Annotated in this window: 17 protein-coding genes; 5 read left to right on the plus strand and 12 right to left on the minus strand. The window is 62.0% G+C overall.

The annotated features are described in order from the left end of the window. Window positions 1-100: 100 nt before the first annotated feature. Both AB7535_RS25165 and AB7535_RS25170 read left to right on the plus strand, forming a co-directional pair. On the plus strand, window positions 101-1,978 hold the full coding sequence (locus AB7535_RS25165) for a caspase family protein (RefSeq protein ID WP_231142830.1): 1,878 nt from the start codon (window positions 101-103) through the stop codon (window positions 1,976-1,978). Between the two features lie 140 nt (window positions 1,979-2,118). Next, on the plus strand, window positions 2,119-3,105 hold the full coding sequence (locus AB7535_RS25170; RefSeq protein WP_439037059.1) for a hypothetical protein: 987 nt from the start codon (window positions 2,119-2,121) through the stop codon (window positions 3,103-3,105). A gap of 17 nt (window positions 3,106-3,122) precedes the next feature. Here AB7535_RS25170 and AB7535_RS25175 read toward each other — a convergent pair whose 3' ends face one another. The 3 genes from AB7535_RS25175 to AB7535_RS25185 form a co-directional block, all read right to left on the minus strand. Beyond that, window positions 3,123-3,680, minus strand: coding sequence for a DUF4384 domain-containing protein (locus tag AB7535_RS25175; protein ID WP_224580845.1), 558 nt, complete (start codon window positions 3,678-3,680; stop codon window positions 3,123-3,125). Window positions 3,681-3,788: 108 nt separating this feature from the next. After that, complete coding sequence (locus tag AB7535_RS25180; RefSeq protein ID WP_063981826.1) at window positions 3,789-5,570, minus strand: caspase family protein; 1,782 nt, start codon at window positions 5,568-5,570, stop codon at window positions 3,789-3,791. Between the two features lie 57 nt (window positions 5,571-5,627). Then, window positions 5,628-7,352, minus strand: coding sequence for a hypothetical protein (locus tag AB7535_RS25185; protein ID WP_439037060.1), 1,725 nt, complete (start codon window positions 7,350-7,352; stop codon window positions 5,628-5,630). Between the two features lie 157 nt (window positions 7,353-7,509). Here AB7535_RS25185 and AB7535_RS25190 point away from each other — a divergent pair, with 157 nt between their 5' ends. Beyond that, complete coding sequence (locus AB7535_RS25190) at window positions 7,510-7,791, plus strand: hypothetical protein (protein WP_028156828.1); 282 nt, start codon at window positions 7,510-7,512, stop codon at window positions 7,789-7,791. A 98-nt stretch (window positions 7,792-7,889) separates the two neighbouring features. Continuing rightward, window positions 7,890-8,873, plus strand: a complete 984-nt coding sequence (locus AB7535_RS25195) for a DUF4424 domain-containing protein (protein ID WP_063981824.1) — start codon at window positions 7,890-7,892, stop codon at window positions 8,871-8,873. A 9-nt stretch (window positions 8,874-8,882) separates the two neighbouring features. On the opposite strand, the gene AB7535_RS25200 is transcribed toward AB7535_RS25195, so the two are convergent. The 9 genes from AB7535_RS25200 to AB7535_RS25240 are packed head-to-tail and all read right to left on the minus strand — an operon-like array spanning window position 8,883 to window position 22,472. Then, window positions 8,883-10,691 (minus strand): serine/threonine-protein kinase, encoded by a 1,809-nt coding sequence (locus tag AB7535_RS25200; protein WP_063981823.1) that lies wholly within the window; start codon window positions 10,689-10,691, stop codon window positions 8,883-8,885. Next, window positions 10,688-11,464: a PP2C family protein-serine/threonine phosphatase gene (locus AB7535_RS25205; protein WP_014493500.1), complete on the minus strand. Its 777-nt coding sequence runs from the start codon at window positions 11,462-11,464 to the stop codon at window positions 10,688-10,690. Before AB7535_RS25205 ends, AB7535_RS25200 begins: the two co-directional genes overlap by 4 nt. Before the next feature lie 6 nt (window positions 11,465-11,470). Further along, window positions 11,471-12,172 carry a type VI secretion system-associated protein TagF gene (gene tagF, locus AB7535_RS25210; protein WP_063981822.1) on the minus strand — a complete coding sequence of 234 codons (702 nt, stop codon included), beginning with the start codon at window positions 12,170-12,172 and terminating at the stop codon, window positions 11,471-11,473. Continuing rightward, complete coding sequence (gene tssM / locus AB7535_RS25215) at window positions 12,169-15,711, minus strand: type VI secretion system membrane subunit TssM (RefSeq protein WP_439037061.1); 3,543 nt, start codon at window positions 15,709-15,711, stop codon at window positions 12,169-12,171. The genes tagF and tssM overlap by 4 nt, the downstream gene beginning before the upstream one ends. A 43-nt stretch (window positions 15,712-15,754) precedes the next feature. Continuing rightward, the gene (gene tssL, locus AB7535_RS25220; RefSeq protein WP_439037062.1) at window positions 15,755-17,281 is read right to left on the minus strand and encodes a type VI secretion system protein TssL, long form; all 1,527 of its coding nucleotides are present in this window, start codon (window positions 17,279-17,281) and stop codon (window positions 15,755-15,757) included. After that, window positions 17,278-18,615: a type VI secretion system baseplate subunit TssK gene (tssK, locus tag AB7535_RS25225; protein ID WP_439037063.1), complete on the minus strand. Its 1,338-nt coding sequence runs from the start codon at window positions 18,613-18,615 to the stop codon at window positions 17,278-17,280. Before tssK ends, tssL begins: the two co-directional genes overlap by 4 nt. A gap of 48 nt (window positions 18,616-18,663) precedes the next feature. Then, window positions 18,664-20,022 carry a type VI secretion system-associated FHA domain protein TagH gene (gene tagH / locus AB7535_RS25230; RefSeq protein WP_439037064.1) on the minus strand — a complete coding sequence of 453 codons (1,359 nt, stop codon included), beginning with the start codon at window positions 20,020-20,022 and terminating at the stop codon, window positions 18,664-18,666. A gap of 12 nt (window positions 20,023-20,034) precedes the next feature. Then, window positions 20,035-20,598, minus strand: a complete 564-nt coding sequence (locus AB7535_RS25235; RefSeq protein WP_439037065.1) for a DUF6931 family protein — start codon at window positions 20,596-20,598, stop codon at window positions 20,035-20,037. 5 nt (window positions 20,599-20,603) lie between these two features. Then, window positions 20,604-22,472 carry a type VI secretion system Vgr family protein gene (locus AB7535_RS25240; RefSeq protein WP_439037066.1) on the minus strand — a complete coding sequence of 623 codons (1,869 nt, stop codon included), beginning with the start codon at window positions 22,470-22,472 and terminating at the stop codon, window positions 20,604-20,606. A gap of 352 nt (window positions 22,473-22,824) precedes the next feature. Between AB7535_RS25240 and AB7535_RS25245 the strand changes: the two genes are divergently transcribed. Beyond that, window positions 22,825-24,138: an ImpA family type VI secretion system protein gene (locus AB7535_RS25245; RefSeq protein WP_354077039.1), complete on the plus strand. Its 1,314-nt coding sequence runs from the start codon at window positions 22,825-22,827 to the stop codon at window positions 24,136-24,138. The last annotated feature ends 111 nt before the right edge of the window (window positions 24,139-24,249 follow it).

A 24,249-nucleotide genomic window follows, 5' to 3' on the forward strand; every position in this document is an offset into this window, starting at 1 on the left:
CAGATAGGCAGCCGCCAGTAGCGTACGAACTCAAGAGTTATTTCTCATGCGGCCATCTTCGCGACGTCACCATTCTACGGGCATAGGTTGGGTGTTCGCCATGAGAGTGTACAGGCACCTTCGAGTTTTGCTTCTTCTCGCCGCTTCGCTGTTCCTGGCCTGTCAGCCAGCCTGGGCGACAAAGCGCGTGGCTTTGGTGGTCGGCAATGCCAACTATCAAAACGCCCCTCTGCTCCCAAACCCGGCCAACGACGCTGCGGCCATCACCGCAACCTTGAAGGGGGCAGGTTTCGATGTGGTTGACTCAAGACTTAACCTCGCCGCGACCGATATGCGGCGGGCCTTGAGAGAATTCGCCGATCAGGCCCGCAATGCCGACATAGCCCTGGTCTACTACGCTGGCCACGGTATCGAGATCGACGGGACAAACTATCTGATCCCGACCGACGCCAGACTCGAACGTGACACGGACATCTATGACGAAGCATTCTCGCTCGACCGCGTCCTGCTGGCGATTGAGCCTGCGAGGCAACTACGCGTGGTGATCGTCGACGCGTGCCGCAACAATCCGTTTGCCGACTCGATGAAACGTACAGTTGCCTCGCGATCGATCAGCCGCGGACTGGCCAGGGTCGAGCCCACCGTCTCCAACACGCTGATCGCGTTTGCCGCGAAAGCGGGACTGACCGCACTCGATGGCAACAGCCAGAATAGTCCGTACGCGACGGCTCTCGTGAAGTACATCGCAAAGCCGGGGCTCGACTTGCGAAGGGCTTTCGGCTTCGTCCGCGACGATGTCTTGCAAGCCACGGGCAACCGACAGGAGCCCTATGTCTACGGCTCGCTCGGCGGCGAAGACGTTGCGCTTGTTCCGGCGACCAAGGCCGAGGAGCCGGTACAGGCGGCCAACCCCCAGTCGGAAATTCGACGTGATTACGAATTGGCCCTGCAGCTCCGCAACAAGCCTGCTCTGAACGCGTTCCTGACCCAACATCCGGACGGATACTACTCAAATCTGGCCAAGCTGCAGCTCAATCAGCTCGACGCCGAGGACGCACGTGTCGCGGCCACGGCGAAAGCGCAGGAGGCCGAGCAGCAGCGAGCTCGCCTGATGTCCCAGGGCGCCCAGCGTGCCGACCAGGAGAAGGCGGCCGCGGAGCTGAAGGCTGCGGAAGAGGCCCGGATTGCGGCCGAGAAGACGAAGCAAGCGGCGCAGGAGCAAGCCGCCGAGGCGGAACGGAAACGTATTGCGTCCGAATCTACAATCGTCGCTGCACTCTCCGGGAATAAGCCGGCTGTTGAGAGTACCGTCGCGGATAACCCAGCGGCCGCTACGCCCGCTGAGGACAGCAAGACGCCCAAGCTTGCCGCGCTGAGCGACGAGCCGCGCCAGACCGATATCGCAAAGGCCGATCTCTCCAAGTCCGTAGATATCGCCAAGTCTGTACAAGGCGAATTGAGCCGCGTCGGCTGCTTCACCGGCGCCGTCAATGGCCAATGGAATGCGGCCTCACAGCGCTCGTTGGCTCTCTTCAACCAGCACGCGGGAACCAAATTCGACGCCAAGCTCGCAAGTCTCGACGCGCTTGACGCAATCAAGCTCAAGCCGTCCCGGGTCTGTCCCCTGATCTGTGATCATGGCTACAAGGCCGACGGTGACCAGTGCAGCAGGATCACCTGTGCCGAGGGTTCGTTCCTCAACGACGACAATGAATGCGAGAAGCGACGCGGGAAGAAACCGGTCGCAAAGCGCAACACGGACGAGCGTCCGTCACGTGCGGATCGTTCGGCCCGCGAGAGGCCGGCGCCGGCAGCCGACGTTCCGCGGCGACAAGCAACTGCGAGGTCCGGCGGCGGCGGTGGTCAGGTCGTTTGCGATCAATCTCTGTGCCGTCAGGTCCGTAGTGGCTGCCACCTCGAATACCGTGGCGGCGGCGGCCCCGGGGGCAACGTGGGTAATGTCGAGTCCTGCAACTAGCAACGCGCAAGGCTGCCACGGCGTCATGGAAGGCCAGGAGGCCGCGCGGATCTTGGTGTCGAGAAGGTGTGACGGGCGGCAGAGCTTAACACTGGGTCATCCAGGTCCGTGCCTGGATTGGCCGAAGCGGAGCGACCTGCGTGGTTGCGTGTGAGCTTGAGCAAAAGGACGCCAACGCCTTTCCCGGGGTGACGCTCTTCACGAAGCGGCAGGCCCCCGGCATGAAGCCGACGGCGGTTTATCTTCCGCCAAAGCACCCAACAGCTGCCACCAAGTTCGATGTCGTGATCTGGCTTCACGGCTTCTATGTCAAAAACCATGAATTCCTCTTCCACAGCGATCCAGCGCGGCTGCGCGAACAGGTCCGGGATTCCGGCAAGGACGTAGTGCTTATCGCGCCGTTCCTGGGCTACGAATATGCCGTTGGCGACACCTTTGCCGGAAACTACAGCGTGTCTGACCTGGCAACCGCGAACTGGGGCGAACGCTATCTCGAGGAGATCCTTGGAGCTCTTGCCAGGTTCCTGGGTCTCTCCTCGACGTCCATTCCTCAGCTCCAGATCGGCAAGCTCATCATCGCATGCCACTCCGGCGGTGGTAACGGCATGCGCAACCTCGTCGGGAGCCTTGGAAAGTATCAGGGCAAGCTGACGGCCTGTTGGGGATTTGACTGCCTCTACGGTTCCAATGCGCGGCCCGATGATGCGACCTTCTGGTACCAATGGTTGTCCGGACAGAGCGGCCGGGCGCTCGAGATCGTGTATGGTCCATCAACTCTGCCGCAATCGGTGAAGCTGGACCTGATCGGGCGTGGGCTGGCGACGACCGATGGCAATCAAACTCAGCCTCAGCGCCCTGCCCTCAAGAACCTCAGCGTAAGCTTGGGTCATTACGATCTATTCCCGGCATTTGGCCAGATGGTCAGGGTCAACGATCTTGACCCGGCTTTCGTGGATCGCTTCATGATACCGCAGGTCGCGGACCAGCCGCGGCATAAGCCAGCGCCGCAGCGCGGGGAATTCCTCCAGCACGCAATTTCCAACGTTCGCAGCGCTTTTCCCTTTCCAAAGGACATTCATTACATGATCGCCCGGGGTGGCTTCTTCAGCCGACTGAGCAAGCTATAACCCAAGCTTCACAGGGCTCACTTGATGGAATAGGATTTGACGTCGAACGACCAATTGTTCGTCACGAGCTTTCCGCTGCTGTTGTCCGGCACGCGCAGCTCGCTGGTCCAGGCCGATAGATAGCTCAACGCGTCGGCCTGACCTTCCAGCTTGCGGGGCATGTCCGGCAAATCGAGCAACTGCACGCGTCGCTCGCTCAGGATGGCGATCATCACTGCGGACCCTGTTGGCGGTGCGACGACGTATTCAAAACCACGCTGTCGCGCCGCCGGGGCAGGAACAACAAATTCGACACCCGGCTTGACGAGATTGATGTCGCGTTCGTTCGACTGCGCCAATAGCTCGGGGGTCGGAAAGATCTGGGACATCCGCCCTTCCGCGTCGACGTCGACCAAAATGAGATATCCAGTCTTCCTGGCTGTAACGCCGAACGAGACCTTGCCGCCGACGTTGACGGTCTGGCTCGGCAGGATCTGAAGGGACACACTCGCGGTATTGGTCTGCCCGCGCACCGCTTGTACCGGCCAAAGCCAACGTGCGTACGTCGTGCCGACATGCAACGACGCCGTCGGCAATGGTGCTGCGGGCGCAGCTCCGCTACCCGCCAGTAGCAGCAGGAATGCGAGCCATGGTCGCGCCTGGCGGATCGGCCGAGATGACGGCATGGCCTGCTCCCCTAAGAGTCAGGGGGCACTGAAGAAGCCGATCGAGGCGATTCGCGCGTCTGCGGGCAAGTAACGCTCGAGACTCTTGATCACTTGCCCAGAGGCGCGACGCCGGTTGAACTGCATTAGGGCTGTCTCAAGATCTACCATGCGTTGCTGCGAGGTCACCGCAACGATCTGTTCCGCACCGAACGGCTCGCCGACCCTGAGCGGTAAGCGCAAACTCGCCGATCGGGCCAGCGCCGCATCAGAACCCACCGGATACAACAATTGGATGGTGCCATCGCCAGACACATTGAACAGCAGCACCGCCCTTGACGCCACATCAGACAGGTCAACTTCGACAGTCTGGCCAGCACGCTGTTGGCGATCGTCTGGCCAGATGCGCATGATCTGCGGCGACCGGGTCGCAATGCGTTTCAGTTCACGAATTGCCGCTGTCCGATCGACTACCGTCGGCAAGTTCGCAACGTCGATCCCGTAGGCGACCACGTCGCCCCACGCGATCACGTCGTGCGACACGGGATCCCAGATCAGGTCGGGATTGTCCGTCGGTTGAACCGCCTGCACGGGAACATCCTTTGGCTTCACGCTTGCAAAATAGCTTGTCTTGCCGTCGAGCGCCGCCAGCCGGATTGGTGCAGCGAGGCGGAGAGGCCCCGGCGCGTCGCCGGTCGGAAGTTCCTTGGTCGCCGCCGCGGCAAGGGTCGGAGTGGTTGGTGCCTTGGCCGTGACAGCCGGTGGCGCGGGCGCCTGTCCCTCGACGGCCCCCCCGGATCCGGCCGGACCAGAGGCAGCTCTCGCGGCCGGCCCCTGAATCAGCACGACACCGCGCGTCAATTCGAAGGCGACGTCGGTATCCGGCGTCTGAGGCGGCGATGATATGGTCACGATGTTCTGGCGCTGGTCCGAGAGCTGATAGACCACCTGTCGAACATTGCTGAAGAGCTCCTTGAGCGTCACCTTCCCATCGTGATTGATGTCTGCGCTCCCCTCCACCGCCCGCGCGACCGCATAGCTGAGAGCCCCGCGCAAGCCATCGATGCCAGGGATGCGGACTTCCGGCGCCTTGGTGTAGCGGTCCACCGCAGCCAGGAACGCCGTGTGGTCAAGATCGAGTTCTGACTTCGGATCGTTGCTGTCCGACACCGGCTTCAGTTCGTCGACCAGCAACGTGTAACGCGGGACCTGCCGGAAGCTCATCTCAGCGGCACGCGGATCGATATCGCGCACCATACCGCCACCGTGGCAGGTATCAGCCACGAAGATCACCCTCGCCCCGCGCAGCTCGAACTGCCGGATGAAATGGTTGAACTCACTGCCCAGAACACGTTCAACCGACCCGGTTGGCGTGGTTTCAAAGCCTGGCAGCAGGAACACGTTTTCCATTCCGTCCGGCTCCGAGCCCTTGACGCGCTCCGGCTCCTGGGTGCCATGACCGGCGATCGACAGAAAGATGAGGTCGTTGTTCTTGGTCCGCTCCACCAGTGCACTGATCTCGCGCAGGACGCTTGCCCTGTCGGCCTGGGCGTTCGTCAGTACGACGACGTCGCCAACCCCCATGTTTTTCAAGCTGGTCACGATGTCAGTGGCGTCAGCGACCGCGCCCTTCAATTTCCGCACGTGCTGATAGTCATCGATCCCGATCACGAGCGCGCGCACCGCCGCCCCGTCCGGATTGCTGATCGACAGTCCTCCTGCCGCATATGCGTGAGGGGTTATCAGCCCGATCAACGCAGCGAGCCCGATGGTGGCGCATAGCTGCCTGATCCCGCAATAAAATCCTCTGGGCATCCGCATCGTGATCCACCTCGACATCATGCCTACCCATTTTGTAGCTCTGGCGACACACCGGGTTCAGCGCCTTTTGCTTGCCGTTTTGCGGCCCGCCGGCGATTGTTCGGTCTCCTGATAGGCGCTCGCTGAAACTGCCGTCTGATCGTCCGCGAAGGCTCGAAAGCGGACCGGAACGTAGCCGCGCGAAAGCAGGCTCGCCAACGGGTAGACGTTGCGGCAGACGCGGCCGTTGCAGCCGCCGGTCGAGGATTCCATCACCTCGGCCTTGCGATCAGGCGTGAACCGCAGGAACAACATCACGTGCGAGCCCGGCTTGTTCAGCGCATCGCCCGGCCTCAGGTCCCAGGGATTTGCCACGGCGGCTGCGATCGCGGGGATAGCGGCAGTCGTGTAGTGGACGGACAGCCCCCACGCGGCGCTGACGAAGGCCGAACAGTCGACGCCAGCCACATCCGGCCGTGGCGCATTGCGAGTGCACACATTGCCCGCCAGCGTTCCGCTCTCGATCCGCTGCCGGAAGTTCGCGAGCGAACCGTGGCAGCCCCAGCAATAGGGTACGCCGCGGACCTCCTGATTCACCTTTCCCTGCAGATACCACGGCCGACGAACACGGCTGAAGCCGCTGCATTGGCTGTCGGGATCGTTGCCGTAATTCGCCTGCGTCAGCTTCCACTGGATGCCCTCGAACGCAAACGCTGTCTCGATCGCCTGCTGGCGATTGGACGGTCTCACGGCGGCCGACGCGTCAAATTTGACGCCGGATTGCGGTGCCGGCGCGGCTGCCGTTCGCGACGGCCGCACGTCGATAATCGAAGCGTTGGTCAGAGGCCTGAAGCCCACGCCGACCACTTCAATACCGTCCGGTTTGGTCCGCAGGAAATAGACATCGCCATCGCCCGAAACCGTTACGAATCGCCGGGTCAGCGGCGTGTTTTCCAAAGGAAGCTCATAGATTCCTTCGAGACGGCCGTTCGCGGCATAGCGTGCGACGAACGTAGAGGCATTCTTTCCCGATGGCGGGACGTCCTCCGCCAACACATAGAAGCGGTCACTGTTGTCAATCTCGAGAAACTCTACCGTGCCGAGCTGGTTGCGCACCCGCAGGCCGAGCTGGCCGATCGTCTCGTTGGTGACCATGGTCTGGATTTCGACCCGTACGCTGGCATTGCCCTTGTCCGGAATGATGTCGGCGATCACCGAGCCCTTGCTTCGAGTAGCAACATATTGCCGGTCGGGCTGCCGCGTCGTCTTGATGATGGCCGCGCGGGTGTTCTGGTCGAGCAGGTCGGTCGCGCTGCCTGGCGCCTGTGATCCCATCTGGGCAAAAGCGGAGACGGCGACCTGGTCGTCCGTGCCGCGGCTCGAGACCTCTTCAAGCTGGATCACATCACCACCGAGGCCGCGCGTGGATTGCCCCGGCGCCGCCTTCAGCGTCCGTACGCCGCCGTCCCAAACCATGATGTCGTCGTTGTGGACGACGAGATCCGTCGGCTGGACGTCTTTCGGCATATTGAGGACGTCAGGATCCGAGCTCGGCTGTTTCGGATCAAATTGGAGGATGCGACCGTTGATCTGATCGAGCACAAACAGGTTGCCCTGCCCATCGGCGCTGAGTGCTTGCGGTCCCGCGAGTTCCACGTCCTCGCTGGCCGGGACGATGCCGACCATGGAAGCAGCCGAACCGCCGGCAAAGCTGCGTACAACGGTATCGTCGGCGTACGCCTTGGTTCCAAAAATGCCAGCGCCAACAATGAAGACCCAGATCCAATGATTTGGACGAAGCATGTTCGCCTCAATGTACCCCGAACCGATCGCCGCGTCGGATCGACTAATCCGAGATGCCGTTGATGCGGCGCGTCAATTAGTGGTGAGCAATCTCAATCACGTTCAATCTATCACTGGACGGTGATAGTCCGAATGTCTTCAGCTTGCGGTGCAAAACATGGCCCGGAATAGATTTGAGCAGGTGAGCGAAGTCCAGCCCGACGCGATCACGCTTGTCCTGAAACGCGACAATGACGGCATCTCCGGATCGATCGTGCTGCCGGCCGCCGCGAGCGGGGGACGGCTGACCACCGACCAGGTCAGCGCGCAGTTGCCGGCTCAGGATGCTTTTCGCGGCGCGATCCGGCTGGCAAACGACGTAAAGCTCGCGCTCGTAGTGTGCGATCCAGACGGGGTCTGGAAGTCCGAGTGGGGCGATCTTTATCAGCCGATCGATTGACCCGCATCGGATGGAACCAGCATATGCTGCGACGCCGCATCGAGACTAGCTTGTCGAACGGACCCTCCCCCCGACCATCGTTCCGGATACGGGCCTTGATGGTCGCGCTGCTGGTTGCGACGGGCTGGCCGGCACGCGCCAACGACTCGGCTGCGGAATTGTCGATCGGCGGGCTCCAGTTCGTGCGCACCAATGACGTGGCCATGGAGAGCGAGAACCTTCGTATCGCGCTCGACAGGATTAGCGTTCGCTACCAATTCGCCAACGTCACCGCCAGGCCGGTCACGCTTACCGTTGCCTTTCCGCTGCCCGACATCGACCTGTCGGAGGCTGAGAACATCGCACTGCCGTCAAATGATCCGATCAACTTCGTCGACTTCGAGACCAAGGTCGATGGCAGCCCGGCGCCGCTGACCGTCGATCAGCGCGCCATGGTCGGCAACAGGGATGTCGGTGCCCTGCTCCGCGAACTCAAGTTGCCGCTGCTGCCGATTGGTAGCCGCGAGATCCGGGTGAACGACCTGCCCGAGGCGACCCGGGCCCGGCTCGTGGACGACGGACTTCTGATACCTGCGGGAAAGAGCGACAACGGCCGGCAGCAATATGCGCCGGGTTGGGTTATCAAGACCTCGGCCGTGCGCCAGCAGGTGTTTCCGCCCATGCGCACCGTCTTGGTCGAACACCAGTACCGGCCGAGCGTCGGCTCCAGTCCCGACACCATCCTGCGCTCGAGCCTCCGCCGCAGCGGCGCACTCGCTCAGGAAGTCGCCCGTTACCGGAAAGAGTACTGCGTCCAGGATACGTTCCTCGCCGAACTCGACAAGCGCGCGGGCAGTAACCAAACCAACAGCGCGAAGCTGCAGGAGCGGCGCATATCGTATGTGCTCAAGACCGGCGCGAATTGGGCCGGGCCGATCCGCTCGTTCAAACTGACTATCGACCCAGGCGGCAGCGACCGCTTGGTGAGCTTCTGTCCCGGGCGGCTAAAGGCATCGTCTGCTACTGGAAACATGCTTGAATATACAGCAAGCGACTTCAAGCCGGATGCCGACCTGAAAATCCTGGTGATCGGAACATTCTGAGCGTGCCGGTCAATTGGTGAGCAGCACGTAGCGCGCGGCCGCGATGACGGTCACCTTGTTGCGCTGAGCCTCGCTTAGCGCCTGCAGAAAGAACGTGTCGGCAGCCATCGGTCGCGGCTGGCGCAATGAGTCCAGAACCTGCGGAACCGCCACGACCAACAGCAATTGCGGACCGCTCGCGCGCGCTGTCGGGAGCGTAAACGAAAGTGAGTCGATGCCCGGCTTCAGAAGGTAGGAGAGGCTCTGGACTTCGCCGCGATCTGACACCATGAGCAGCTCGACCACGCGGTTGGCAAAGTTCTCAATGGTCCCATTGAGGGTTTCGCCGCCCTTCAGCTCTGTCGCTGACAGGGTGATGCGTGGCATTCGCGCCTGATCGCTCCCGACCTGACTCAAGAACTTGACGGCAGGGCATTGCGCCTGGGTCACTTGCCTGACGCCGACCGAAGCTTCGAAACCCTGCTCACGCCGAAACGCTTTGTCGAAGGTGTCGAATGGGGCGGTCGAGGCACCGAACCCTTCGATGACAGCCGCATTTGGGCTCACAGCAATCGGCAAGACAAAGAAGCAGTCACCGCCAGAATATTGGGCCACGTATTTGCGGATGCGCTCAGCTCGCCCCGGCCCATCGAGCGCCGGAGACGGCGTTGCCGTCGGCTGCGCGGACAACTTCTCTGTCTCTTGGCGTCCGGGCTGTGGTCCAGCGGGCTCGACCTTCGGCGGCACCATTGTTCCAGCGAGTTTCGGAGGTGGCGGCAAAACCGCTGTGCCGGGCGCTGACCAGACCAGCTTGTAGAAGGCATATCCGCCACCGCCGACCAGCAGCAACAATGCCGCCACGCCCGCCCCCAGCCAGAGGCCGCGCGCGCTCCGCGCGGTCGACGGCATCCTGTCCTGCGACGCCGGCGCCGCGCTTTCCGGCCGCCGTAGCGGATCGAAGCCATATAACGGCGCGGCCGGTGTCTGGGCCGAACCGGTTGGCGTCCAGTTGGCGACCTCCCCCATGGTCGGGCGCAATGCCGGATCAGGCTGCAGCATCCGCTCCAGCAAAGGCCGGATTCGCATATCCACCGCCCCGAGATCGGGCATACGCCGTCGCTTCTCCACCAGTTGAAACTGGCTGCCGCCCATGTCGAGTTTCTGCCCGGTCAGCGCATGGAACAGCACAAGACCGAAGCTGTAGACATCGGATTTCGCAGTCACGTCATTGCCGTACAACCCAACCTGTTCCGGCGATGCGTAATTGTCCTTGCCGGCGAAGCCCGAGCCGATGATGGTCTTGTCACCCATCTGGGTCGACCGCGCGATGCCGAAGTCGATGATCTTGGCCCGCCTGACGTCGTCGAGCGGAACGATGATGTTGTCCGGAGAAACGTCACGATGGATGATGCCGTGCTCATGGGCGGCCTCCAGTCCCGATGCGACGCGCTGCATCAGCCTGATCAGCGCCTCGAAGGCCAACGGCCCATCATCGAGCATGTTAGAGAGCGAGCGGCCATTCACGAATTCCATCGCGAGATAAGGTCGCTGCAGCACCGGCTCCACGGTAAACAGGAAGTAGCGAACGATCGCGTCATGCGGAAGATTGTGGAGTGCCGCGGCCTCTCGACGGAACAGCGCGAGCGCCGCCTCGTTGTCAACCATGTCGGGCAGCAGCATTTTCACCGCAACAGGCGATCCAGTCTGGATCTCACGGCATTTGTACACCTCACCCATGCCGCCCGCGCCGATCACCGCTTCGATCTCGTAAATGCCGTTGAGACGCGTGCCGGGCGGCACGCCGTGATAGGACGATCGGAACGGATCGTTCGGGGTCATGGTTGCGGCTCCCGATTGAGCGGAGATCTTGTCGCCTCCTGAGATCGTGGCGTCAGCAGTCGCACGATCACAATCGTCACGTTGTCGAGCCCGCCACGATCAAGAGCCAGCGCGAGCATGTCATCGCAAGCCGCCTGGGCGCGTCGCGTAGCCGCGTGCTGCAGGATCTCGTCGTCCTGCACGTGCCTGGTCAGGCCATCGCTGCAGATCACGAAGATATCCTCCGGCTCGGCCGGGCCTGTCACCACCTCAAATTCCGGATCATCGGCGACACCGACGGCACGAGTAATGGCATTGCTCGGCCAATCATTCACGTCTTCGCGCGAAAGCGCACCTTCGGCGATCAGTTCCTCCAGTTCGCTGTGATCATGCGACACTTGGCTAATTGCGCCACGACTGATCAGGTAGACCCGGCTGTCACCCGCCCATATGCAGGCATAGTAGCTATCGCGAACGAGCAGAACCGCCGCTGTGGTCCCGACGGTGGCCCCCTGTCGTTCATGACTTAGCGCCAGTATCTGCTGGTTTGCGCTGAACAGCCGTTCCTCGCATTCCGCCAGCAGGTCTGCGGCTGATTCTGGCGTGCCGATCGCGTCAAGCGACTGCACGACAATGCGACTGGCGAGATCGCCGGCCTCGTGACCACCCATACCGTCGGCGACCGCCCAAAGGCCGACGTCGGTTCGTACCAAACATGAATCCTCGTTCCGCTCCCGCACCCGTCCGGCATGGGTGACGCTACCAACATCGAACAAGGATGGAATATGCACCATCGCGTGTCATCCATTCCCGGATGCCGCGTGGCCGAGATCACCGGTCAGCAGCGTGATGTAGTGAAACGGATCTGGTAATCCGCGGCAACTCAGCGCCATTGGCGGAAAGCCTTCCCCTCCGGCGGTCCACCAGAAGCTGGCCGCGGCGTAGACCTGTGGGTTGGCGGCGCAAAGTGCTGCAAACGACCCCGCGAAGGCGTCGACCGCCGAAGCCCTTCCCATTGTCGCACTACCAAGCGACGTGATCGCCGGACCGCCGGCGATGGTCTCCTGCAGTCGTGGCACCGCAAGCTGATCCAATGCATCGGAGATCTGCTCGAAGGTTGCCGCCCGATCCAGGGTCGAAAGCATGAACGCCTCCACTTGCCCGAACCATTCGTCCTGCGGATCAATGCTCGGCGGCGGCAGCGAGACGGCCTCGCCGGTCACCGCATGCAGGGTCAAGGGATAGTATCGCCCCACCCCGTCGAGCGAGGGCATGATCGCACCCGCCACTGTCGTGCCGCAGATCGCGGCGCCGAGCCAAAACCGCCAGACCGGAGCGGTCAGAAAGGCCTGCTGCCATCCTGGGCCAAGCTGGTGGCGACTTGCTGACAGCGCGGCCTGTACCCACGGCTCCCAGGCTTCCAGGAAGCTGCGCGGGGTCGCGATCGCGATGAAATCGCGCTTGGCGCCGATCTTGCCGAATAGCCCGCAACGCATGGTCATATCCCGGTCGGGCAACGAAACTCGCGCAGCACTGACAGATTCAGCGGGTTGCGCAACGACCCAGTCGAAATTTGATAGTTGAGCTCGCGCCCCGCGACGATGAAAGTCGCGCTGGCCGTTTCCGCTTTCACAACCAATGAGCCCGCCTCTAGCATCCGAAATAACGACCAGGGACCAATGCGCTCGAGCACGGATGGCGCGCCGGTGTCGTTACTAACTGAAATTGCCGTTCGCGGCGCTGGGCCCGGCCATAGGACGGTCGTTGGCGAGTTGCTCTGAGGCGGTGGTGGTGGCGGTGGCGTCGGTTGCGGACCGCCGAACAAGGACGACGTAGCCGGTCCGGGAATGGTTGGGCTCGCAATCGTGGTGCCGCCGATCTCGGTCTTAACGGTCACGCCTGGCCCCGGTGCCCCAGGAGGCCGGATCGCGAAAGAAACGGCGGGCACACCGCCGCCCGTCTGGAAGAACGCATCCCGGATATAAGCCGCATTCTGGAATTGTTTGAGCGTGTCGGGCGAGAACGACCGACCAACGGGGCTCTCCTTGCGCCAAGCCCAGTCCGACCGCGACGTGTCGGCATAAGGTGCCAGGTACTGGGTGAAGAACTTGTCCATAACGCCGTTCGGACTGAACAATTTGGCAAAATCCGCCAGCGGGACTTCCTGGCCGCTGCTGCGGACAAACGGGTAGCGGTTGGTCACGGTCTGTTGGCAGACCGGCGTGACCTGATCGCGCAACGTTTGCAGGATTTGCCCAGCGGTTGAAGCCGCGATGCTGCCTTCGAACTCCGCGGCTGCAGCGCGCAGCATGTCGGAGAATGGCGGCGGCATGCGCGAGGCATTGTTGCGGAGCGCTGCGACCTGGGTCTGAAGCGCAGCCGTGGCCTGTGCTGTCAGTTGGGGATTCTCGATGATCAACGTCAGGTTCTGCGCGATGTCGTTCAGGTTCGCGACGGTCGAGTCGATCGGCCGGCGGGTGCTCTCGCCTTCGAGCGCCGCGTGGTAAGGTTTGAACTGTGCCTCGATCGTCGCGCCAGGCGGTCCATCCTGGGCATTCGTGAAGAGTGCCGGCGCCGGTGCGGCAGCTGGCGCCGAAGCGTTCGCCGGCTTCGCCCGTTCCTTGGTCAGCACCGTCTCATCGCGCACCGATTCCAGAATTTGCCGCATCGGCGAGGTCGGCGCCGAAAGCGCCCGCAGCACCTCGTATTTCGGCTTGTCGGCGAGCAGCTTCTTCAGGCGCAGGCTCCCGAGCGCCGTTCGCCAGGTCGTCACGAAATCGTTGGAATAGATGTTGAGCAGATCGCCGGCCAGATTGTCGTACTGCTGGTCGATGGCCGACTGCTGGCCTGCATCACCCAAAACCCATCGCTCCCGCTTCATCCGCTCAGACAATCCGGACAGCCGGGCGACGAACTTCTGATGGAAGCCGTTATACGTGAAGAACTCAGGTACCCGCACCGCGTCCAAAGGCTGCCCCGTCGTGGTTTCGAACACGACACCCATGTCGGGTCCGCCATGGCGGCTAGCGATCCAGTCGCCAGCGGTCGATGCGCGAGCCTCCGATTTCAGAAACTCGTAGGCACGTTGCGACACGCTCAGGCGCGCCAAGGAGCTCTGGGCCTGCTTGATCAACCGGCCGTCGAGTTCGACCAGCGGCTGCTGCTCGGTCTCGAGGTCGAACATTGCCACGAGATTCTCGTCGAGCAGACGCCGCCCTTCCGCGTTGGTGGCGCCAGGATAGAGGTTGTCCGCCCAGTCACGTTGCATCCAGGAGCGGATCAGCTCGCGGTCCGGCGACTGCAGGCCGCCGACCATCAGATAGACCTTGAGCGCCTCGTAGACGAAGGCAGGTTCGTTTATGCGCGCGTTGAGCTGCTCCTCGAGGCGATACAGCAGGCGCGGCCGGAACATGCGCTCAAGCGCCGTATGATAGGCCGCCTTCGAGGGCGACAGCAGCCGGGCGTGCTGACTGAGCCCGTAGCGGGCCGACAGAGGCACCGACTCGCCGCGCGATCCGTAACCTGCCGGGGCGTTGCGCAGCCGGTAGAGTAGTGGCAGCACCTTGTCGAGATCATGATCGGCAATCAGCGTCTGCTTGATAAGTGGTGCGCCGGCGGCCGCATACTCGCTATCGGCCTGCAGGCTTTGCTCGATCAAATCGGAGTTCCGCTTGTAGCTCATCAGCCAGGCTGCGATCAGTCCGATCGAGACCAGGCCGATCAATGACAGGGCCGCGGTTTTCAGGATCAGCGCGCGGCGCACCGCGGCACGGTCGGTCGAGACCCAGTCGGCCTCGCCGATGATGACCTTGGAAATCAGATCGGCGAGGAAGAAGCTCTTGCCCGTGCCCGAATAGGATCCGGAACCGACCTCCTCAGCGCCGAATGTACGTGCCAGCGACCCGATCAATTGGTCGATCGGCGTGCCCTGCTGCGTACCCGAGGTGAAGTAGAAACCGCGCAGGTTCGCGTTCACATGATAGCGCGTCGGCTCGAAGATCTGGTTGAGGAAGTCGTGGATCTGGGGCTTGAGCCGCGCCATCTGTGCCGGAAAGCCGAACAATTGCACGCGGTGCTGGGGCGTCGGCTCGTCCTGCAGACGGTCGAGCGTCTCCTCGCTCAGGCGCTCCAGCAGACGGTCGAACTCGACCGGGATCTGCCCGACCAGATTCTGGGTCTTGTCTGCGGTCTGGAACGTGGCGCCCCAGACCTGGCGGCGGCCGGCCTCGCCGAGATAAGCGAAATACTCGGTGAAGCCGGCAACGAGATCGGCTTTGGTAAATAGCGCGTAGACCGGGAAGCTGACCTTGAGCCTCTGATGCAACTCGAGCAGGCGCATCCTGATGGCATCGGCGTGAAGTGCGAGTTCCTGCTTCGGCAGCGTCAGGATGTCTTCGATACTGATGGCGACAAGGACGCCGTTGATCGGCTGGCGCGACCGGCTTTTCTTCAGGATATCCAGGAACGCCAGCCAGCTGTCCTTGTCGGCCTTGCTGTTGGAGTCCTGGGTCGTGTAGCGGCCGGCGGTATCGATCAGCACCGCCTCCTCGGTAAACCACCAATCGCAGTAGCGCGTACCGCCGACCCCCGCGATCGCTGCGGGCGTCGCCCCGCGCGCGAGCGGAAATTTGAGCCCGGAATTGACCAGCGCCGTGGTCTTGCCGGCGCCGGGCGGACCGATGATGACGTACCACGGCAGATCGTAGAGATAGCCCGACTTGTTGCCGCTGGCGGTCTTCAGCGTCGCGAGCGCATCCTTCATGCGCTCCTTGAGCACCGGTTCATCGCTGACAGGCTGGTCCGCACCAGCGATGCCGTCGGCAATCTCCTTGGCACTCTTGCGCCGCTTGAACAGATTGAGGCCAACGATGCCTGCCACGACCGTGGTGAGCAGCAGAATGGCGATCTGCCGGACGACATGGTTCTCCAGCGGCCGCCAGTCGCCGAACGCGATGAAGGGACCGGCGAGATAGATCACCGCTCCGAGCGAGCTGAGCCCGACTCCGTAGAGAACGATGCGAAGAATGTCCTTGGCAAGCATCTAACCGTACCTGTCGCAAACCACCTGACCCGGCGGTATCTGCCTATTCGCTGCGTTCGATAAAGATCTCGACGCGCCGGTTCTTGGCGCGTCCCTCGGGTGTCGTGTTGCTACCGATTGGCGCATCTGCTCCTTTGCCCTCGACGTCGACGCGCGAACCATCGGTCAAGCCAGGCTTCAGTGCCGCGGCAACCGCCTTGGCGCGCTCGACCGACAACTCGAAATTTGTCGGGAAGCGGACTGTGCGGATCGGCGAACTGTCGGTATGGCCAACGACCCGGATCCGTCCCGGCTCCTTGTCGAGGGTTGCCGCGACGCGGAGTGCGATCGGCTTGAAACCGTCGAGGATGGTCGCCTGGCCCGATGCAAACAAGGCCAGATCGCAGACCCTGATCACGATGAAGCTCGGGGTCTGGTCCGCCGTCATGGCACAGGCGGTGTTCTCCTTCGCGAGCGCGTTGCGGATGCGTTGCAACTGGGTGATGCGATCCGGTGGCGGCGGAGGTGGAGGCGGCGGCGGTGGTGCAACGATCTGGCGTTTGAGCTCGATCGGGCCGGCCGGATGGAGCGCGAGCGCCACCTCGGCAGCATTCTCTGCCCGGCTAGCGAGGAGCGTCCGCAGGACGAAATAGGACCCGGTCAGCAGCGCGGCGACGACAGCCGCGACGAGCCAGACCGGAACGCGCAGACGCTGCCGGCGCCCCGCCAGCGCCTGGCCGCGCCAGTTGGGCGACAGGTCGCTCATCGTCTTCGGCCGGACCCGGCGCAGCAATTCATAGAGGTTACGCTGGATCAGCTGCAGGTTCGCAAGTCCGCCCGCTGACGTCCGGTGAATACCCTGAAATCCAAGCGCAAGGCAGGCGTGCTGAAGTTCTAGGACCGGATAGTTGACCAGTGGATCAACCTTCAAATGGTCGAGAATCTCAAAGAAACGGACGCCGCCGACACGCTCGCCGAAGAACCGGCTCAGCATCGAATATTGCGTCCAGACGTGGCGCTCCTCGGTCGGGATGTGCTGCACGATATCGTCGGCAGTGGCACACAGGATGTATTTCGCTGTGTTGGCCTGGTGCTCGGATATGCCCGCGGAACGGATGTCCTTCTCGAAGAACTTGATCGCGTCTGCAACCTGCTCCATCAAACTCGCGAATGACGCGCGCATGAGCGCCACCCGCAACCGACCAAGCAGCTGCAGCAACGGGCCCGCAGCGCGCATCACTGGGTTGGCATTTGGCGCGACGAGATCGTCGACGCGCAACGGCGGTCCCGGCGGTAGCATGGGCTGCTGCGCCTGGGCTTGCGCGGGTGTCGATATCCATTCCTCAGCGGGATGGCTGGCCGGTGCGGAGGCGTAATTCGAGCCCTGCGGGACAGGAGAAAATGACGGCGGTGGCGCCGGCGCGCCGGGAGAGGGTACCGGTGATGGCGAATAGCCTGGACGTGCCGCAGGCCCCTCGCCCGGCGGAGGCTGAGAGGTCGGCGCCGGCGGCAACTTCCCGCCGGGGTTGGGACGGATAATCGTCCGTTCGCCCCGACCGAAAGGATTGACCGGCTTGTCCCTGTCGCTCATGGCCTGTCTTCCAGGATGGCCCAAAGATACAGCTCAAGCTCCGGCCAGTCGCCGGAGAAATGCATTCCGATCGAGGCCGCCGTGCTGAACTCGGGCCACAGCGGCGACTTGCGGTCGAGATAGAAATAGACGTGATCCGTGATGGCCCGGATGTGCGGCGGCGGCGTCGGCAAATGCGACAAGGTCAGGCCCGGCAAGTTTGCGTGCACGATCTCGTTCATCTTGGTGTTCGGCCCGACCTTGAACAGGTGCGGGAAATCGTTCTGGATCTCCACGAGCGGCCGCCGTGCGGCAACCTCCAGCACCAGGGTCGCATTTCGGAATAGTGCCCGATCGCGGATCGGCGACACGAACGCATTCTGTGCGCGCTCGATGATCTCCAGGCGGATCGCCCGCCGGCCCAATCGCGCGCTCAAGAAGTCCTGGATGTCGCTCACCAAGGGTGTGAAGACGTTCTCGAGATCGTCGTGATCGTAAGCCGGATAGTTGCGCGCCCGTCGTTCCGCCGTTGAAAACGTCGCAAGTTCGCCCGCGAATCTCAGCAATTCCTCGTACAGGCGCTCGGGGTGCACGCTGCCGGAGCGCTGGAAATGAGTCAGGACGGGAATGGTACGGTTCAGCACTTGCAGGACCAGATAGTCGACGCTCTGCAAGCCACCGCCGGATGACGGATCGACCGCGTAACGCGCCAGCTCGTCGAGTTTGGTCTCGACCCAGCCGATGATGCGGTTGAGCCAGCCATCGATGATCGGATGCGCGGCGCAGATCAGCATCGGCGGCACGAATTTATCGTCGAACAGGATGTTCTTGTCGCGCACCTCGAGAATGCGCGCGATGCCGAGCCCCATGTATCCGGGCTTGCTGCTCTTGCGCAGTTCGAACGACAAGCGCGGATAAGCGATGTCGATCTCTTCCTCGATGCGTAGCGCGGAGGTCGAGTCAATGAAGGTTTCCGAACTACGAACATAACGACTGGCGCTGTCGGTGCGATCCTCGTCGACCTCGCGGGTGTTTGGCGCCGCGACCGGCATCATCAGCCAGACGACCTGGCCTGCGGCCGTCTCCGGCACGTCGATCGCTTCGGGAATTTGGCTGTCCGCTGGGATATCGAACGGCGTACCGTCCGGCATGACGCCGGACGCATTGCGCACCGCGAACTTGCTCTGTTCGGTAAGGTCCTTGTCGATCTCTAGCTGGGCAAAGCCCCACGGGTATGGTGTCGTGTAGCGAACGCGCTTTTCCAGCAAGTGTTCGATGTAGCGGTCGTTCTGCTGCAGATGATGCGGCCGCAGAAACAGACCTTCCGACCAGAAAACTTTGCTGTACCAAGACATTCCTACATCCACTTAGAAATTGTCGGCAGCCGCGTGGTCGCCGATAGTTTACTTTGAACCGGGCTTGTCACCGCGGTCGTAATAGTTCGAGAAATGCAACATAAAGGTTTCGATCGGCGCGCTGTTGTCGCGGCCGAGATGCGCCTTCCAGCGCGTCAAGAACTCGTCCCAGAGTTTGCCCTTGTTCGTGCCGAGCCAGGAGCTCGCGCCACGCTGAAGCTCGAGCTCGCGCGCCATCAGCGTCGGATCTATGCCCGCAATCAGCTCATGGACAGCGTGCTGCATCGCCATGTAGGTCTTCAACTGATGTGACTTGAGATCACCGAAGCCTTGTGCAAAGGCGCGCTGTGCGTCGAGGTAGCTGCGCGTCGGCGGCCCAAAGAGAATGCGCATCGCTTCTTCCGAGGTCGGCGAGAACTTCAGCGGATTATTTTCGAGGGCTTGGACGGTGGTTTGGCTGGTGCTACGGGTCAGCTGCTTGGCTTGGGTCCGCGCCTGCAGCAGCGCTATCAGATTATCCACGGTCATACGCAAGATGACGCCAAGCTGTTCGGCGAGTTCGGCATCGGACTTGCTGGCAAAGAAATTGTCCGGCAATCCTGCAGCGCGCGCCACCAGTCGCGCGAACTCGGTACCGCCGACTGGCTTGGCCGTGACAGGTCCCTCGTCTGCCGCTTGCGCCGGGCGCGATGGCGATGCTGGCGGCTGGGCAGCGGCTGGTTCATCATCAATCCATACCGACGGCCGGCGTGGGGTCGGCATGATGGGCGGGCGCTCGACTTGCGGTTTCGGCGCGTTGGCTGGACCGGCTGCCCAGTTCATGTCGTCGTCCTGCTCGGACGGTTGGTACGGAGACGCCGGCTGTGACCGTCGGAATGGGTCTACACCAGGTGCCGGGACGCTCGCCGCCCAATCCAGGAACCCCGGATTGACGGGCCGCGCAGCCTCGCGTGGCTTCTTCAGCAGTTGCGGATCGATCGGCGGCGGAATGTCACGATCGGCTGTCCAAAGCTCTCCGTAGTCGGCATGCTGCTGGACCGAGGGTTCGCGCAGTTGCGCCTCGTGGTTTGGGGTGCCCCCGCCAGCCTCATTCTCCAGCGAAACTCCGATGATGTAGTGGCCGATCGTGAGTCGGTCACCGTCGCGCAAGCGGTGCGGCCCCCGCATGCGCTGGTCGGCACCATTGAGAAAGGTGCCGTTGGTCGAAACGTCGTGCAGCCAATAGCCACCGTCGCGAAAGTGCACCTCGCAATGCTTTCCGGAAATCGTCCGCGCCGGATCCGGCAGCGTCCAGTCGAGGTGACGGTCCCGGCCAATATCGACTGAACGCCTGCCGGTGACCGTAAACGACACAGGTCCGCCATCCGGAAGGTTCGGTTCGTTCTCGATATTAAAGCGAAGCACCATCACATCGTCTCGTTAGCGCGGAGGGCGCGGTTCGCCGCGAGCCAATTGAATACCATCCTCTAGGCATGACGTCATTATCCGGTCCCGGGAGTCACGGGGGAGCCGGCAGAGGCCGATCAGCAGTGCTGCACGCACCGCCCGCGCGGCCTGATCTGGCTTAGCTTCCACGGGCGCAAATTCCGGGGGAACCACGCTTCCGCCGGACCAGCCGGCCGCCAGCGCCAGCCATGTCGCCGGCTGCTCAGGATCATTGGCATTGCCGACAGCCAGCGCCTTGTTCCGGGACTGCTCGTCCGGTTGCCGGACCCAGGTCTCCACAATATTGAGCGACCTGGTATCGCTGGCGTCGAAATGGTCGAACATCAGTCGCAGAGAGCGACATCCCCAGGCAACTGCTACGCGCCTGGGAAGCAGATAGGTACAGTAAGACACGGCCGGGTGCCAATTCCGCGCATCGGCGGCCTCCTGAAGGAAGTCCAGCGAAGGCTTGTCAGCGTCGGCTTTGCCGACATCATAACGCGCCAAGGGATAGGCCTGAAACAGATCCTGAACCGTACCGAACCGAACTTGTCCCATGACCGTCAACCGACAAGGGTTGGAGTGCCGTGGGCGACCAGCGGACCACCGGCAGCAAGCGCCATGCCGGCCTGCGCCGTCATGGCGATCGTCGGCGCGTTGATGACGATGCCCGCCGGGGTCAGGATGATCTGACTAGGACCCACCTGTAGGGTGATGTTGGCATTGGCCATGAGCGTGATGCTGATGCCTGCATTGACAGACTGGTCCATGGCCAAAGTGATGTGCTGACCACCCAACTGGATATCGAGCTTATCATTGCCGTTCTTGAGCGTGGTGTTGCGCGTGTCGCCGCCAAATGCAGCTTCGCCGATGGTACGTGTCTCGGTGTCGCGGACCGTTACGTCGTGGTCCTTCTCGGCATGCACCGTGATCTTCTCGGATCCCTTCTTGTCCTCGAAGTTCCACTCGTTGAAGCCGCCGCCGCCTTTGGTGGAGTCCGACTTCAATCCCGCAATCGTCTTCTTCGACGGCAGATCGTAGGGCAGCTTGTATTCGTCGTTGTACACGGTGCCGATCACCAGGGGCCGGTCCGGATCCCCCTCCAGGAATTCGATAACGACTTCCTGTCCGACGCGCGGGATGATCTGACCGCCCCAGCGCTTGCCAGACCAAACCTGAGCCACGCGCAACCGGCACGACCGCTTCTTCTTCCGATCCCAGAAAAAGCGGACATAGATTTCGCCCAGGGACTCGACGTCGATTTCCTCGCTCGAATTATCGTCTTTGGTCACCACCTTGGCCGTCTGGATGCCGTTGATTCTTGGCTTCGGCGTCATCATCAGCGCTCGAAACGGCCGGTCACTCGGCAAGAACTCGTAGCTGCCGAAATAGACGTGTTGCCCTGCGTCGCTCGGACCGCCGGTGCGATAGGATTCGATCGAGAACGAGTGCACAGCTCGCACCACGAGGTATTCGACGTTCTGCGAGTCCTTGGAGTGCTTTTCGAGCTTCGTCAGCCCGCCAGGGAACAGGTTGACGGCGTCGCCATTGCCGCGGCGACGTCGATCCATCGCTTGCTCTGCCTGGAGCTGGATCTTCGCGTAGCGCTCGCCGTCGGATTTCTCCTTGAACTTCCCGGGATAGTCGTAAAACTCCATCTCCGACCGAGTGTAATGCTCGGAGCCCTTGGCGTCGCTGATCATCTGAGCGTTGGGCTTCTGATAGTTGTAGTCGTTGAGTTCGATCTTGCCGGTACGAAATCGTCGCTCCGATACCCATTCATAGATGTGCTGCTCGCCTCGCCGGTCGGCACCCGCCAGCGGGATGTAGGGAATCGTAGCAAGACCATTGATCGGACTGTGCGACGATTTGGAGTCCGCTAGCACCAGCGTGTGCTTGCCGCCCTCATGCTTGAAGAAGTAGTAGATGCCGTGCTGCTCCATCAGCCGGCACACGAAGTTCATGTCGGTCTCGCGGTACTGAACGCAATATTCGAGCTTCGGACAAGAACCCTCTTCGGTGAGTTTGGATTCATAGTCGGTGAAGCCGCGTTCGTTGAAGACCTCTTTGATGATGTCGGGCGCCTTCTTGTCCTGAAAGATCCGGCAATCGGTGGTCCGCGACAACAGCCATAACCAGGGCCTCAGCACGATCCGGTAGCTGAAATAGTCGTTCTTCACCCCGAGCCACTGGGCCTCCGTCAGAATGCCGCTGAACTCGCGCTCCTTTTCATGCAGCTTTATGGTCAGCGTGCACTGCTGACCGATAGCGCGGTCGAAGTCGAGGTCGGCATCCTCACTGAGACACTCGATGCGATACTCGAACAGTTCGCTGAGACCTTCCGAGCCTTCGAATCCGGCAAAAACCAAAACGTCCTTGCCAAGAGGCGTCTTGAGTTCGCAGAGGCGGGTATCCTGAGTAAGCTGGCCCATGTGGGCTTAAACTCCCTCCTTCGATCGAATGACCCGCTGCAAAAAAGCTGATCAGACGTTATGCAAGAACGGCGGAAATCCTGCGTGCCGCCGGCTGTGCCGGCAAGCCCGCCCCAGGGCTGGGCTTCCTGACGTTCCACAACGGCCGCCAAAGAACTACCCCGGGCCATCAAGTAGTCGGCTCCAAGAGCTTGCCGGTTCACGCGAAAATGGCATGATCTTCGGGAATGAACCAAGGTCGGCAGGCATCTGACCCATAGGTATAGATTCCGGATCATGCGCCCCCGCGCGATCCCCTAGTCGCCACGGGCTCGGCAGCGGGGCCGTGATCGAGCAGATGGACGGTCCGCATATGCTTGACGTCGCCTCCCTGACGCAGCCCATTGCCGCTGACGATCCCTGCGGGCCGGATCTCGACGCCATCGGAGACGTCCAATATCTGAACTTCTTCGCAGGTGCGGAATCGCTGCTACCGATGTCGTTCTTCGAGGTCGTCAATGCCAACGGAGAGCGTGGACGCTTCGATCCAAAGGCAGTCGATTTTGCCGGCCAGTTTGCCGCCGCGCAGCCCATTCTGGCGCGTACCCGCGATCTACGTCTGAACCTGCTGCTGGCCAAGTTTTCAATCCTCAACCGCGATCTCGACGGCTTTCTCTGCTGCCTGAAGGCGACCAACCTGCTGCTGCGCGAGCAGTGGGAGGCGGTGCATCCGAAGGGCGAGGACGGCGACTACGCACTTCGCGCCGTCACAGTCGAGGCGATCGACGTGTTCCCGACCGTGATCAACCCGCTCCAGTTCCTTCCCCTGATCGAGAACCGCAGACACGGCAACCTCAACTACCGTGCCTATCAGATCGCTCAGGGCGAAATTCCCGCCGGCGACGCCGACGCCGACGGGCCTGATCTGGCGGCCATCGAGCGCATCGTCAGCGAGACAGATCTCGACACTCTCAAGGCAACCAGCGGGCGGTGCTCCGCGGTCGCTGCTGAAATCGCGGGTATCAAGCAAACCTGGCACGAGAAGTTGAACGCGGGGCAACCGATCAGCCTCGACAGGCTCTCTGGCTTGGTTAACGGCATGGCTGCCTGGCTTGCGGGTCTTGTCGCGTCGCGCGATCCGGCCGCGATCGCCGCAACCGCGGAAGATGTCGGACCTGTCGATACACAGGCGCCGTCAGACACGACCGGTGTGGTGACTTCATCCGCACAGGCATCTGCAGCGCTTGCAGCAGTGGCAGGCTATTTTGCCCGAATGGAACCGTCCAACCCGGCACTGTTGCTGGTGCGTCAAGCGCAGGAGATGGTTGGCAAGTCATTCATTGAAGTCATGCGGATGCTGGTGCCTGCGCACGTGGAGAGCGCTGCGATCAACATCGGGCGCGACAAGGTCTTCGACCTGCCGATCGAACGGATGGCGGAACTCGCCACGTCGCTCTCATCGACGGCCGAGAACAACACGCAAGACATTGTATTTTCAGTGGAAAGCAGAGCGCAAGCCTTGGGCCTGCTGGCGAAGGTGGCGTCGTTTTTCCGAACCGCAGAGCCGTCCAGCCCCATCCCCTTTTTGGCGGATCGCGCGCGCGACCTCGCGCAACGAGACTTTCTCAGCCTTTTGAATGATGTTCTTCCTGAGGGAGCGCTTAAAACAATCGACAGATCGCATTGAACCCAGCTTTCGCTCGAGGGCACTAAATGGACACAAGGATGTTTGCCGACCGCAGCAACTTGAAGTCCCCTAGCCGATCTGCGTCGCGCAAATTCGACGTCTAAAGCGATT

This window comes from Bradyrhizobium sp. 956_D2_N1_4 (assembly GCF_052076025.1).
GTDB classification, from domain to species: Bacteria; Pseudomonadota; Alphaproteobacteria; order Rhizobiales; family Xanthobacteraceae; genus Bradyrhizobium; species Bradyrhizobium barranii.